This is a genomic window from Georgenia sp. TF02-10 (assembly GCF_022759505.1).
Classification (GTDB): Bacteria; Actinomycetota; Actinomycetes; order Actinomycetales; family Actinomycetaceae; genus TF02-10.
Genome location: NZ_CP094289.1, coordinates 489,021 through 501,805, shown reverse-complemented (window position 1 = coordinate 501,805; position 12,785 = coordinate 489,021). Strand labels below are relative to the sequence as shown.

Genomic DNA, 12,785 nt, shown 5'->3' with positions numbered 1-12,785 from the left:
GAAGGCAGGCACATGGACGAATGGACCCAGACCCTCGGGGCGGGCCCGCTCCTGGGCATCGCGGCGGGGGCGATCGCGCTCATCCTGATCCTGGTCATCGGGTTCCGGATGCACGCGTTCCTCACGCTGATCCTCGTCTCGCTGCTCACCGCCTTCGTCACCGGCATCCCGGCCGGCAACATCGTCGACACGCTCATCCAGAGCTTCGGCGGGACGCTCGGCTCCGTCGCCCTGCTCATCGGGCTCGGCGCGATGCTCGGCAAGATGGTCGAGCACAGCGGCGGCGCCCGGGTGCTCGCCGAGAAGATGGTCGACATCTTCGGCGAGAAGCGCGCCCAGTTCGGGCTCGGCCTGGCGTCCCTGATCATGGGCTTCCCGATCTTCTTCGACGCCGGCCTGGTCGTCATGCTGCCGATCATCTTCGCCGTCGCCCGCCGGCTGGGGAACAACGTGCTGCTGTACGGCATGCCGGCGGCCGCGGCGTTCTCCGTCATGCACGTGTTCGTCCCGCCGCACCCCGGGCCGGTCGCGGCCACCGACCTCTACGGCGCCAACATCGGGATCGTGCTGCTGGTCGGCATCATCATCGCCTTCCCGCTGTGGTACGTCTCCGGTTACCTCTGGGGCACCTTCGTGGGCCGCCGCTACGTCCTCCCGGTCCCGGCCCTGTTCGGCAGCACCGACGAGGACCAGCCGAAGAACCCGCCGTCGGTCGGCACGGTCATCGCCGTCCTGCTCCTGCCGCTGCTGCTGATCTTCCTCAACACCGGCCTGGACTTCCTCGACACCGCCGGGGTGGTCGACGGCGAGGCCACCTGGGTGCAGGTCCTCACCGTGATCGGCAGCGCCCCGGTCGCGCTGCTCATCTCCGTGCTGGTGGCCACCTGGGTCCTCGGCCGGCGCCGCGGGGAGAACGGCACCGCGCTGGAGAAGGTCCTGGACTCCTCCCTCGGCCCGGTCTGCTCGGTCATCCTCATCACCGGCGCCGGCGGGATGTTCGGCGGGGTGCTGCGCACCTCCGGCATCGGCGACGCCCTGGCGGACTCCCTGGGCAACATCGGCCTGCCGGTCATCGTCGCGGCGTACATCATCGCCGTCGTGCTGCGCCTGGCGCAGGGCTCGGCGACCGTCGCGCTGGTCACCGCCGCCGGGCTGATGGCCCCGGCCGTGGCCGCCGGGGACTACAGCGCCCTGCAGATCGTGGCGATCACCCTCGCGACGGCGGCCGGCTCCGTCTTCGGCAGCCACGTCAACGACTCCGGCTTCTGGCTGGTCGGCCGGCTGATGGGGATGGACGTCAAGACCACCCTGAAGACCTGGACCGTCCAGCAGGCGCTGGAGTCCGTCCTCGGCTTCGCGGTCACGCTCGTCATCTTCTGGATCGGATGAGGGCCGCGGACGACGGCGGGAGTCGCGACCTGTTCGACATCACCGGCCGGCTGGCCCTGGTGACCGGCTCCTCCCGCGGGCTGGGCCGGACCCTCGCCGTCGGCCTGGCCCAGGCCGGCGCCCGGGTGGTGCTGCACGGCCGGGACCGGGCGGCCCTGGCGGCCGCGCGGGCGGAGATCGAGGCCGTCGCCGGGTCGCCGGCACCGGCGCCGCTGGTCTTCGACGTGACGGACCAGCCCGCCGTCGCCGCGGGCATCACCGGGCTGGTCGGCGAGCACGGCGTGCCCGACGTCCTGGTCAACAACGCCGGCATCCAGCGCCGCGCGCCGATCACCGAGCTCGCCCCGGCGGACTGGGACGCCGTCGTCGCCACGAACCTCTCCAGCGCCTTCTACATCGCCCAGCAGGTGGCGCGGGGCATGGCCGAGCGCGGGTCCGGCAAGATCATCAACATCGGCTCGGTGCAGTCGATGCTGGCCCGCGAGACGATCGCGCCCTACGCGGCCGCCAAGGGCGGCCTGGTCATGCTGACCAAGGGCATGGCGGCGGACCTGGCCCGGCACAACGTCCAGGTCAACGCCATCTCCCCGGGGTACTTCGCCACCGAGATGAACCAGGCGCTGGTGGCGGACGAGGCCTTCAGCTCCTGGGTGGTCGGCCGGACCCCGGCCCGGCGGTGGGGCCGGGTCGAGGAGCTCGTCGGCACGCTGCTGTACCTCGCCTCGGACGCCTCGAGCTTCGTCTCCGGGCAGAACATCTTCGTCGACGGCGGGATGACGTCGGTCGTGTGACGCCCGCCGCCGGCCGGCGCACCCGGCGGCGCGCACCCGGCTGCGCGCAACGGGCGGCGCGCGACCAGCGGCGCCGTCGCCGAACGCCGAACGCCGAAGCGCGCCGCGACGCCGCCACCCCCGTCCAGGACGCCGCCGCCACCCCGTCTGGACCGACGACGAACGGCAGGCCCGGTCGGCCGACGAAGAGCGGGAGGGCCGCTGACCGGCCCTCCCGCTCGCCGTCTGGCTAGGTCCTGCCGACCGGACCGGTCAGCGGCCCCAGTTCGCGAAGATCCCCGGCACCTGGGCGGCGCGGTGGGCGTTGACGATGCCGTCGCCGTAGAAGCCGTTGAACCGGGAGCTGCCGGTGCAGGTGGCAGTCCACTCCGGCCCCCGGCCCTCCTGCTCGTAGGACTGCACCCCGCCGCGCGGGCAGGGGTGGTTCCGGGCGGTGAACATGATGACGTCGCGCACCGCGTCGGGGTCCATGGTCAGGCCCCGGGACCGGTCGGCCTCGCGGCGGCCGGCGTTGCTGACCACGAGCGCGGCGACCCCGGAGGCGTGCGGGGCGGCCATCGACGTGCCCTGGTACCAGGCGTAGTACCCGCAGACGCCGGCGTCAGTGCACTGCTTGATGACGCCGGTGCTCTCCCCGATCGGGGTGATGTCGCCCTTCTCGTCCACCTCGCCGGTGTCCTGCAGGGAGACCAGCGGCACCGTGGAGAGGATCAGGTTCTCGTTGGTCATGTAGCTCGGGGTGCCGAACCCGTCGCGGAACCAGCCGCCCGGGGCCGCCACCTCGATCTCGCCCGAGCGCAGGTCGGTGACCCAGTTGGAGTAGTCGGCCTTGCGCTCGGACGGCCCGACGGCGGAGACGCCGATGACGTGCGGACCCTCGGTGGGCAGGTTGAAGCACGTGCTGTTGTCGATGGTGCGCGGGTACGGGGCGTTGTCCCAGTCGTTGGCCGGGTCGTCGTAGTCCGGGCTGGAGGTGTCCACGCGCGGGGCGGACAGGTTGTCGAAATCGTTGCCGAGCGCCGCGACGAGGGTGACGCCGTGGTCGTGGGCGTAGTTCAGCGACCGGGTCATCGCCTCGATGACGACGGCCTGGTCCGCGGCCGCCTCGAGGGGATCCTCGGGCGCCCCGCCGATGCAGTTGTACAGCCACGGGTCGACGTAGAAGGACATGTTGACCACGTCGATGCCGGTGTCGGCGGCGTAGGTGAGGGCGTCGGTGACCGGGCCGAGGAAGAAGTAGCCGCTGTCCTGCCCGCCGCGGATGTTCACCAGGGTGACGTCCGGCGCGACGCCGCTGAGCCCGAAGCCGTCCAGGCTCGCGGCGATGGTGCCGGCGACGTGGGTGCCGTGGCCGCCGTCGTCCTCGGTGGCCGGGTCCACGCAGCTGGGGTCCTCGCACGGGCCGTCGATGGCCGGGATGTCGGTGACGAAGTTGCGGGAGCGGGCGGCGTCGACGTTCGCGGTGAGGTCGGGGTGGTCGGCCTGCACGCCGGTGTCGAGCACGCCCACGGTGACCTGGTCGTCGCCGCGCTCGACGCGGTGCGCCTTGTCCGCGTCGATCATGTCCATGCCCCAGAGCCGGTCGTCGAGCGGGTCGGCGCCGCGCTTGGCGCGGGGCTGGGGTGCGGCGGTGGGCGGGGTGAGCAGGTTCTCCCGCTCGACGGCGTCGGGCTGGGCGGCCCGCTCGGGCACCGAGCCGATGATCCGGTTGGTGGCCACCCCGGCGACGCCGTCGAGGTCCCTGGCCTTCTCGGCGAAGGCGTCGTCGGCCGCGGTGACGCGGACCAGGCCGATGGCGTCGTTGACCGACTCCACCGTGGCGCCGGCCGCCGCCAGCTCCTCGACGACGGCGTCGACGGCGGCGCCCTCCTCGCTGAGCACGAGCCACTCCTGGCTCTCCGTGTCTCCGGCCGGCGCCGCGCCGGCCGGGCCGGTCACCGCGGCGGTGGCGAGCAGCGCCCCCACCCCGGCGCCGGCAAGCATCTTTCGGACGTGCATCAGGCCCTCCCAGGTCCACGGTCGGCGTCGTCGCCCACCCTCAGGACGGCAACGGTAGAGCCAGGCGCCGGCGGGGGGAAGGGGGCGGCACGGGCCGGTGGCGGTTTGGTACCGGGCCGGTGCCGTCTGGTGGCACTCCGGTACCGGGCCGGCAGGGTCCGGTATGGCGCCGGTGGAGTACGCTCCCGCCGTCGATCGCCCTGCAATAGCGTGGGGCCATGGGTATGAGCCGGCTGGCCACCACACTCGAGGACGCCGTCAACCGCCGCAGCGTCGTCGCTCTGCGCAGGCGGGGGTGGCGGCCGCGGGCGATCGGGCTCACCGGGTACGGCTCGGTGGACAGCCTGCACGTGCTGGGCCGGGTGGTGATGGCGGACCCGCTCAACCTGCACGCCGAGGACGAGGACGTCGCCCCGGTGGGACCGTTCAACGTCGCCGCCGAGGCCCAGCGCGGGTGGCGCGCCTTCTTCACCGCCCAGGTCGGCTTCCTCCCGGTCACCGTCCGTGCCGGCAACCAGACGCTCCGCTCGACGACGGACCGCGGCGGGTACATCGACGTCATGCTCCGCGAGCACGGGCTGCCACCGGGCTGGCACGACGTGACGATCGAGGCGCTGGCCGCCGAGCCGGTGACCGCCCGGGTGCTGGTGGTCGACCCGGCCGCCCGGGCCGGGATCATCTCCGACATCGACGACACCATCATGGTCACGATGCTGCCGCGGGCGTTCATCGCCGCCTGGAACACCTTCGTGCGGCACACCAACACCCGCAAGCCGGTGCCCGGGATGGCCCAGCTGTACCGCTCATTGCGGGCGAACCACCCCGAGACGCCGGTGTTCTACCTCTCCACCGGCGCGTGGAACACCGTCCCCACCCTGCGCCGGTTCATGCGCCAGCACGGCTACCCGGACGGGCCGATGCTGATGACCGACTGGGGGCCGACGCCGACCGGCCTGTTCCGCTCCGGCGTGGAGCACAAGCGCATCCAGCTGCGCAACCTGCTCATCACCTTCCCCGACATCCGGTGGCTGCTCGTCGGCGACGACGGCCAGCACGACCCGATGATCTACGACGAGCTGGCCCGGGAGCACCCGCACCACATCGCGGCCATCGGGCTCCGGGAGCTCTCGCCCACCGAGCAGGTGCTCTCGCACGGCACGCCGGAGGCGATCGAGAAGCCCAACCCGCTGCGCAACGCCGCCGCCGAGCACGGCGTCCCCATCGTCCGTGGGCCGGACGGGCATGCGCTGGCCGCGCAGCTGCCCGACGTGCTGCTGGCCCGCGACGAGCAGCGGCGCGCGGACCCAGCCGGGGCGGCGGTACCGGCCGGCGACACCGTCGCCTCGCCGGCGCGGGCGGTGGACCGGGTCTGACCGACCAGCCCGGGGACCGACGTCCCGGGCCGGTCGGGGGCGCCGGCCGGACGCTGGACAGCGGGGGCCGGCACGGCCGGCAGGAGGCACGCAGGCACGGGCACGGTGGGGAACAACGAGAGGCGTCGTCGGGTTGCGGCCTGCATACCCCCCATGGGTATACGTTGGATCCATCCGTCGTCAGGGGCTGTCATGACCGCGAAGCACTACCCGAACTCCCCCACCGAGGACCCTGCCGGCTCCTCGCCACCCGGCGAGCTGACCGGGCGGCAGGGCGGGTCGGTGGCCCACCGCGCCGGGGAGGTCGACGGCGCGGCCGGGGACCGCGCCGGGCACGAGAACCACGATGTCCACGCCGGGCACCACGACCGTGCCGGGCACGATGTCCACGCCGGGCCCGACGGCCACGGCCACCAGGACCACGCCGGGCATGCCGGGCACGGGGGCCACGCCGGGCACGCCGGGCACGAGGGCCACGCCGGGCACGTCGAGCAGTTCCGGCGGCTGTTCTGGATCATGCTCGCCCTCGCGGTGCCCACCGTGGTGCTCAGCCCGATGTTCGCGTCGATCCTCGGCTACGACCTGCCCGACGTCCCCGGCCTCGGCGCGGTGTCCCCCGTGCTCGGCACGGTGATCTACGTCTGGGGCGGGCGCCCGTTCCTCACCGGGGCGGTCAGCGAGGCCCGCAGCCGCGCGCCGGGGATGATGCTGCTCATCGGCATGGCGATCACGGTCGCCTTCGTCGCCTCCTGGGGCGCCAGCCTCGGCCTGCTCCCCCACGACCTGGACTACTGGTGGGAGCTCGCCCTCCTCGTCGTCATCATGCTGCTCGGCCACTGGGTCGAGATGCGCTCCCTCGCCCAGACCTCCTCCGCCCTGGGCTCGCTCGCGGCCCTGCTGCCGGACGAGGCGGAGAAGGTCGACGGCGACGCCACCGTGACCGTCCCGCCGGCCCAGCTCACGCTCGGCGACGTCGTCGTCGTCCGCCCCGGCGGGCGCGTGCCCGCCGACGGCGAGGTGGTCGCGGGCGGCGCCGCCGTCGACGAGTCGATGATCACCGGGGAGTCCACCCCGGTGCGCCGGCAGGTGGGCGACCACGTCGTCGCCGGCACCGTGGCCACCGACAGCGCGCTGCGGGTGCGGATCACCGCCGTCGGCGAGGACACCGCCCTGGCCGGCATCCAGCGCCTGGTGTCCCAGGCGCAGTCCTCCGCCACCCGCGCCCAGCGGCTGGCCGACCGGGCGGCCGGCTGGCTCTTCTGGTTCGCCCTCGGCGCCGCGGTCCTCACCCTCCTGGCCTGGTCCGTCCTCGGCACCCCCGAGCAGGCCTGGACCCGCGTCATCACCGTCCTGGTCATCGCCTGCCCGCACGCCCTCGGCCTGGCCATCCCGCTCGTGGTCTCGATCGCGACCGAGCGCGCCGCCCGGGGCGGGGTGCTGGTCACCGACCGGATGGCGCTGGAGCAGATGCGCACGGTGGACACGGTGGTCTTCGACAAGACCGGCACGCTGACCCTCGGCCGGCCGGCCCTCACCCACCTCGCTCCCGCCGACGGGCGGCCCGACGCGGACGTGCTGGCCCTGGCGGCCGCCGTCGAGCGCGACAGCGAGCACCCGCTGGCCCGGGCCATCCGCGACGCCGCCGCCGACCGCGGCCTGGACGTCCCGCCGTCGACCGACTTCTCGGCCGACCCCGGCGCCGGCGTGCACGCCACCGTGGACGGGCGGGCCGTGGCCGTCGGCGGCCCCGGGCTGCTAACCGCCCGCCACCTCGTCCCGCTGCCGGCGAGCGAGGGCTGGGCGGACGAGGGCGCCACCGTGCTGCACGTCGTCGACGGCGACGAGGTGGTCGGCGCGCTCGCGCTGGCCGACGAGGTCCGGCCGGAGTCGCGGGAGGCGGTTCAGGCCCTGCACGCCCTGGGCGTGCAGGTCGTGATGATCACCGGGGACGCGAAGCCGGTGGCCCGGGCGGTCGCCGACGAGCTCGGCATCGACCAGGTCCTCGCCGAGGTGCGGCCGGAGCACAAGAGCGAGCAGGTCAGCGCGCTGCAGCAGCGGGGCCGGCGGGTGGCGATGGTCGGCGACGGCGTCAACGACGCCCCGGCGCTGGCGCAGGCCGACGTCGGGATCGCCATCGGCGCCGGCACCGACGTAGCGATCGCCTCGGCCGGGGTCATCCTCGCCTCGGACGACCCGCGCTCGGTGCTGTCCGTCATCGAGCTCTCCCGGGCGGCCTACCGGAAGATGAAGCAGAACCTGTGGTGGGCGGCGGGGTACAACCTGGTGGCCGTCCCGCTGGCCGCCGGTGTGCTGGCCCCGGTCGGGTTCGTGATGCCGATGGCGCTCGGCGCGCTGCTCATGTCGCTGTCCACCGTGGTCGTCGCCCTGAACGCCCAGCTGCTCCGCCGGATCGACCTGAGCCCGCAGGCTGGCGTCGCGGCGGCGCTGGGCCGGCGGCCGGCGCCGGACGCCCGCCGGGCGGAGGCCGAGCCGGTGGCCCAGCGGGGCTGAGGGCCGGGGGGGCCCGGCAGCGGGGGCGACGGCGGCCCGACGACGGCGGGACCTCACGGTCCCAGCGGCCGTCGGGATCGCGCACGCCGCCCTCGCGCCGCCGCACCTGCGTGCCGAGCACGTGACCGGGAGCGGTGACCGCGCGGGATGAGCCCGCCCGCACCATCGGTATCCCCAGAGGGTCCTCGGAAGAGGAACATGGGGTCATGCCGAAGGTGAGTGTCTACCTCCCGGACGAGCTCTACCGCCGGGCCCGCGAGCGCAACATCTCCCTGTCGGCCGTGGCGCGGGAAGCCATCGAGCGGGCGGTGAGGACGTCGGAGACCGACGACTGGGTCGCCCGGGAGCTCGCCCGACCCGTCCGGGCCGAGCGCCAGGTCGACCTCGCGAGCCTCATGGACGAGGTCAGGGAGGAGTTCGGCAGGTGACCGAGCGAGGTCGGCCGCAGCCCTTTGGTGCCGGCCGGAGCTTCTGGCGCCGGCCGTACTGTGGGGGTCCAGGACGATGCCCGAGACGCTCGCGGGCTGCCGAGCGACGAAGTCCTCGACCTTCTGGTGGCCTTGGCGCCCGAGGCGGAACTGGACACCTAAGGCTTTCCCTCCCGGTGTCGACCACTGCCCTTCGGAGTGACATAGTTGGCGACAGAGCGTTCGACAAACAGCCGCCAGAGAAGGTGACATGCCTGTGGCTGCCCCAGGAGCTCTGGCCCACAAGGTGAGCGACCTCATCGCCGCCCTTGGGCTCACGCAAGACGAGATCGGCTCCATCGTTGACGCCTCCGCCCGGTCGGTGTCGCGCTGGTCCAGGGGTGAAGCTGTCCCACAGCGGCTGAACAAGCAGCGGCTGGTCGAGCTTGCCTACGTCGCCGAAGCCCTCACCGAGGTGCTGCCGGCGGAGGAGGCGAACCTGTGGATGTTCACCCCCAACCGCCTGCTCGGGCACGACACCCCTGCTGACCGGATCCGGGCCGGGGCCTATAAGGACGTGCTCGATCTGATCGATGCGGTTGCTGACGGCGTGTTGATGTGAGTACGCCGCTCGACGAGGAAGTCGTCCAGCGCGTCAACGACCTCGGCACCACCTGGTCAGGCACGACGCACCGCTACGCATCCGGGCCGCCGGTCACATCGAGCGCCGGTAGCGGCCGCCGACCTCGTACAACGCCTGGGTGATCTGGCCGAGCGAGCACACCCGCACGACGTCCATCAGCACGTCGAAGACGTTCTCCCCGGCCAGGGCCGCCGACCGCAGCCGGTCCAGGGCGGCCGGCGCCTCGGCGGCGTGGCGGGCCTGGAAGTCCCGCAGCCGCGCGATCTGCCGCTGCTTCTCCTCCTCGGTCGACCGGGCGAGGGCCGGCGTCGAGGCGGCACCGCCACGGGCGCCGTCGGGAGCCGCGGCACGGCCGTCCCCGCCCGACCCGCCGCCGTCGCCCGGCCCACCGCCGTCGGCCGCCGCGGACGCACCGTCCCCGGACCCCGCCCGCTCCGGCGGCAGGAAGGTGTTGACCCCGACGATGGGCAGCGACCCGTCGTGCTTGCGCTGCTCGTACAGCAGCGACTCGTCCTGGATCCTGCCCCGCTGGTACCCGGTCTCCATCGCGCCGAGGACGCCGCCGCGGGCGGAGAGCCGGTCGAGCTCGGCCAGCACCGCCTCCTCCACCAGCGCGGTGAGCTCGGCCAGGACGAAGGAGCCCTGGTTGGGGTTCTCGTTCAGCGACAGCCCCCACTCGCTGGTGAGGATGAGCTGGATCGCCAGCGCCCGGCGCACCGACTCCTCGGTGGGCGTGGTCACCGCCTCGTCGTAGGCGTTGGTGTGCAGGGAATTGGCGGAGTCGTTCAGGGCGAGCAGCGCCTGCAGGGTGGTGCGGATGTCGTTGAACGCCATCTCCTGGGCGTGCAGCGACCGGCCGGAGGTCTGCACGTGGTACTTCAGCCGCTGGCTGCGCTCGTTCGCGCCGTAGCGCTCCCGCATGGTGATCGCCCACACCCGCCGGGCCACCCGGCCCAGCACCGAGTACTCCGGGTCCATCCCGTTGGAGAAGAAGAACGACAGGTTCGGGGCGAAGTCGTCCACCGCCATCCCGCGGGCGCGGTAGGCCTCCACGTAGGTCAGCCCGTTCGCCAGGGTGAAGGCGAGCTGGGTGAGGGGGTTCGCCCCCGCCTCGGCGATGTGGTAGCCGCTGATCGACACCGAGTAGAACCGCCGCACGTCGTGGGCGATGAACCACTCCTGCACGTCCGCCATCAGCCCGAGGGCGAAGTCGGTGGAGAAGATGCAGGTGTTCTGCCCCTGGTCCTCCTTGAGGATGTCCGCCTGGACGGTGCCGCGGACGGTGCGCAGCGCCGCCGCGCGGGTCTGCGCCACCTCCTCCTCGGTCAGCGGCCGGCCCCGCTCGGCCTCGGCGGCGGCGAGGCGCTGGTCGACGGCGACGGTGAGGAACATGGCCAGGATCGCCGGCGCCGGCCCGTTGATGGTCATCGACACCGAGGTGGTCGGGGCGCACAGGTCGAACCCGGCGTACAGGTCCCGCACGTCCTCCACGGTGGCCACCGAGACGCCGGCGTTGCCGACCTTGCCGTAGACGTCCGGCTGCTCGGCCGGCTCGGCGCCGTAGAGGGTGACCGAGTCGAACGCGGTGGACAGCCGGGCGGCCGGCTGGCCGGCGGCGAGCAGGTGGAAGCGGCGGTTGGTCCGGGCCGGCTCCCCCTCCCCGGCGAACATCCGGGTGGGGTGCTCGTCGGTGCGCCGGCGCGGGAAGACCCCGGCGGTGTAGGGGAAGTGGCCGGGCAGGTGCTCCGCGCGCAGCCAGGTGAGCAGGTCGCCGTCGTCGTGCAGCCGGGGCAGGGCCAGGCGGGGCACGGCGATGCCGGACAGCGTGGTTCCCGGCTCCAGGGCCGCGGCGGCGTCGGCCTGGGCGGGCCAGGCGGTGAGCAGCGCGGCGGCGTCGTCGGCCAGCGGGTGGTCGGCGACGGCGTCCTCCAGGTCCGCCGTCGGCGCACCGCGCCCGGCCAGCACGTCCCGGGCGGCGGCCAGGCGCTGGCGGGTGCGGGCGACGGCGGCCTGCTCGGCGGTGCGCCGGTGGTAGGCCCGCACGGCCTCGGCCGCCTCGGCGAGGTAGCGCTCGCGGGCGCCGGGGACGAGCGGGGCGACCTGGGTGGAGACCTTGGTGGTCACCGCGGGCAGCCGGCCGGCGGGCACGTCCAGCCCGCGGGCGGCCAGGGCGGTGCGCAGGTGCTGGTACAGGGCGGTGACGCCGTCGTCGTGGAACCGGGAGGCGACGGTGCCGAAGACCGGCAGGTCGGCCGGGTCCGCGGCGAACTGCAGCCGGTTACGGGCGACCTGCCGGCGCACGTCCCGCAGCGCGTCCTCGGCGCCGCGCCGGTCGAACTTGTTGATGACCACGACGTCGGCGGCGTCGAGCATGTCGATCTTCTCGAGCTGGGTGGCGGCGCCGAACTCCGGGGTCATGACGTAGACCGGGACGTCGACGTGCTCGACGATGCCGGCGTCGCCCTGCCCGATGCCCGGGGTCTCCACGACGACGAGGTCCGCGCCCCAGGCCTGGGCGGCGGCGACGAGGTCGTCCAGGTAGGGCGGCACCTCCCCGGTGGCGCCGCGGGTGGCGAGGGAGCGGAGGAAGAGGTGGTCGCCGTCGAGGGCGTTCATCCGGATCCGGTCCCCGAGCAGCGCCCCGCCGCCGCGGCGGCGGGTGGGGTCCACAGCGAGGACGGCGACGCGGGCGGCGTCCCCGCTGTCCAGGCGGAGGCGGCGGAGCAACTCGTCGGTGAGGGAGGACTTGCCGGACCCGCCGGTGCCGGTGATGCCCAGCACGGGGGCCCGGCGGGCGGCGGCGGCCTCGCGCAGCTCGCGGCGGAGCGCGGCCGGCAGGCGGCCGGCCTCCAGGGCGGTCAGCGCGCGGGCGAGGGCGCGGCGGTCCCCGGCGCGCAGGCCGGCGAGGTCGGTCAGCGGCCCGCCCTGGGTGACCGGGTCGACGTCGGCGGCCCGGACGATCTGGTTGACCATGCCGGGCAGGCCGAGGCGCTGGCCGTCCGCCGGGGAGAAGATGGTGACGCCGACGGCGGCGAGCTCGGCGATCTCGGCCGGCACGATCGTGCCGCCGCCACCACCGAAGACCCGCACGTGCCCGCACCCCTGGCGCCGCAGCTCCGCGGCGAGGTAGCCGAAGTACTCCAGGTGCCCGCCCTGGTAGGAGGAGACGGCGACCGCCTGGACGTCCTCCTCGACGGCGGCGGCCACCACCTCCGCGACCGACCGGTTGTGCCCGAGGTGGATCACCTCGCAGCCCTGGGCCTGCAGGATGCGGCGCATGATGTTGATGGCGGCGTCGTGGCCGTCGAACAGGCTGGAGGCCGTGACCACGCGCACCGGGTGGACGGGGACGTGCAGGCCGCCGGCCGCGTCCGGGCCGGTGGTCGGTGCCGAGGCCGTGGGCGCGGCGCGGTCCTGGGGGGCAGTTGGGGCCCTGGTCTCGGTGCGCTCGTGGGTGGGCGCGACCGCGGCGACGCCGCCGGCCCGGGCGTGCAGGTGCGGGCCCGGGGGTGCGCTACCCCCGGGCGAGAAGACGGCGGTCGTACCGGGACGCTGCTCCAGCCCGTCGTTGGACATGCCTTCGAGGGTACGTCGGGCGCGAGGTGGTGGGGGCGGACTTGGGCGCCGGGCAGTGGGGGCGGGCTCGGGCGGCGGGGGCGGGCTCGGGCGCCGA

General features: G+C 74.2%; 8 protein-coding genes. 6 read left to right on the top strand and 2 right to left on the bottom strand.

The genetic code is table 11. The features are described from left to right. The first annotated feature begins 12 nt into the window (after positions 1 to 12). Together MF406_RS02250 and MF406_RS02245 are read left to right on the top strand one after the other, a co-directional pair. On the top strand, positions 13 to 1,389 hold the full coding sequence (locus MF406_RS02250) for a GntP family permease (RefSeq protein WP_242896404.1): 1,377 nt from the start codon (positions 13 to 15) through the stop codon (positions 1,387 to 1,389). Beyond that, positions 1,386 to 2,180 carry an SDR family oxidoreductase gene (locus MF406_RS02245; protein WP_242896403.1) on the top strand — a complete coding sequence of 265 codons (795 nt, stop codon included), beginning with the start codon at positions 1,386 to 1,388 and terminating at the stop codon, positions 2,178 to 2,180. Before MF406_RS02250 ends, MF406_RS02245 begins: the two co-directional genes overlap by 4 nt. Positions 2,181 to 2,432: 252 nt before the next feature. Here MF406_RS02245 and MF406_RS02240 read toward each other — a convergent pair whose 3' ends face one another. Further along, positions 2,433 to 4,178 carry a S8 family serine peptidase gene (locus tag MF406_RS02240; protein ID WP_242896402.1) on the bottom strand — a complete coding sequence of 582 codons (1,746 nt, stop codon included), beginning with the start codon at positions 4,176 to 4,178 and terminating at the stop codon, positions 2,433 to 2,435. 218 nt (positions 4,179 to 4,396) lie between these two features. Between MF406_RS02240 and MF406_RS02235 the strand changes: the two genes are divergently transcribed. The 4 genes from MF406_RS02235 to MF406_RS02220 all read left to right on the top strand — a co-directional run bounded on the left by MF406_RS02235 (position 4,397) and on the right by MF406_RS02220 (position 9,091). Then, positions 4,397 to 5,551 (top strand): App1 family protein, encoded by a 1,155-nt coding sequence (locus MF406_RS02235; protein WP_242896401.1) that lies wholly within the window; start codon positions 4,397 to 4,399, stop codon positions 5,549 to 5,551. Between the two features lie 192 nt (positions 5,552 to 5,743). Then, positions 5,744 to 8,062 (top strand): heavy metal translocating P-type ATPase, encoded by a 2,319-nt coding sequence (locus MF406_RS02230; protein ID WP_242896400.1) that lies wholly within the window; start codon positions 5,744 to 5,746, stop codon positions 8,060 to 8,062. 206 nt (positions 8,063 to 8,268) lie between these two features. Continuing rightward, positions 8,269 to 8,490 (top strand): type II toxin-antitoxin system CcdA family antitoxin, encoded by a 222-nt coding sequence (locus MF406_RS02225; RefSeq protein ID WP_242896399.1) that lies wholly within the window; start codon positions 8,269 to 8,271, stop codon positions 8,488 to 8,490. Positions 8,491 to 8,776: 286 nt separating this feature from the next. Continuing rightward, positions 8,777 to 9,091 (top strand): antitoxin Xre/MbcA/ParS toxin-binding domain-containing protein, encoded by a 315-nt coding sequence (locus MF406_RS02220; RefSeq protein WP_242896398.1) that lies wholly within the window; start codon positions 8,777 to 8,779, stop codon positions 9,089 to 9,091. 93 nt (positions 9,092 to 9,184) lie between these two features. Here MF406_RS02220 and icmF read toward each other — a convergent pair whose 3' ends face one another. Further along, positions 9,185 to 12,688, bottom strand: coding sequence for a fused isobutyryl-CoA mutase/GTPase IcmF (gene icmF / locus MF406_RS02215; RefSeq protein ID WP_242896397.1), 3,504 nt, complete (start codon positions 12,686 to 12,688; stop codon positions 9,185 to 9,187). Between the last annotated feature and the right edge of the window lie 97 nt (positions 12,689 to 12,785).

Excerpts from the sequence above, each read along its gene's own strand:
- MF406_RS02250 (WP_242896404.1), top strand. The coding sequence starts at position 13 with ATGGACGAATGGACCCAGACCCTCGGGGCGGGCCCGCTCCTGGGCATC.
- MF406_RS02245 (WP_242896403.1), top strand. The coding sequence starts at position 1,386 with ATGAGGGCCGCGGACGACGGCGGGAGTCGCGACCTGTTCGACATCACC.
- MF406_RS02240 (WP_242896402.1), bottom strand. The coding sequence starts at position 4,178 with ATGCACGTCCGAAAGATGCTTGCCGGCGCCGGGGTGGGGGCGCTGCTC.
- MF406_RS02235 (WP_242896401.1), top strand. The coding sequence starts at position 4,397 with ATGGGTATGAGCCGGCTGGCCACCACACTCGAGGACGCCGTCAACCGC.
- MF406_RS02230 (WP_242896400.1), top strand. The coding sequence starts at position 5,744 with ATGACCGCGAAGCACTACCCGAACTCCCCCACCGAGGACCCTGCCGGC.
- MF406_RS02225 (WP_242896399.1), top strand. The coding sequence starts at position 8,269 with ATGCCGAAGGTGAGTGTCTACCTCCCGGACGAGCTCTACCGCCGGGCC.
- icmF (WP_242896397.1), bottom strand. The coding sequence starts at position 12,688 with ATGTCCAACGACGGGCTGGAGCAGCGTCCCGGTACGACCGCCGTCTTC.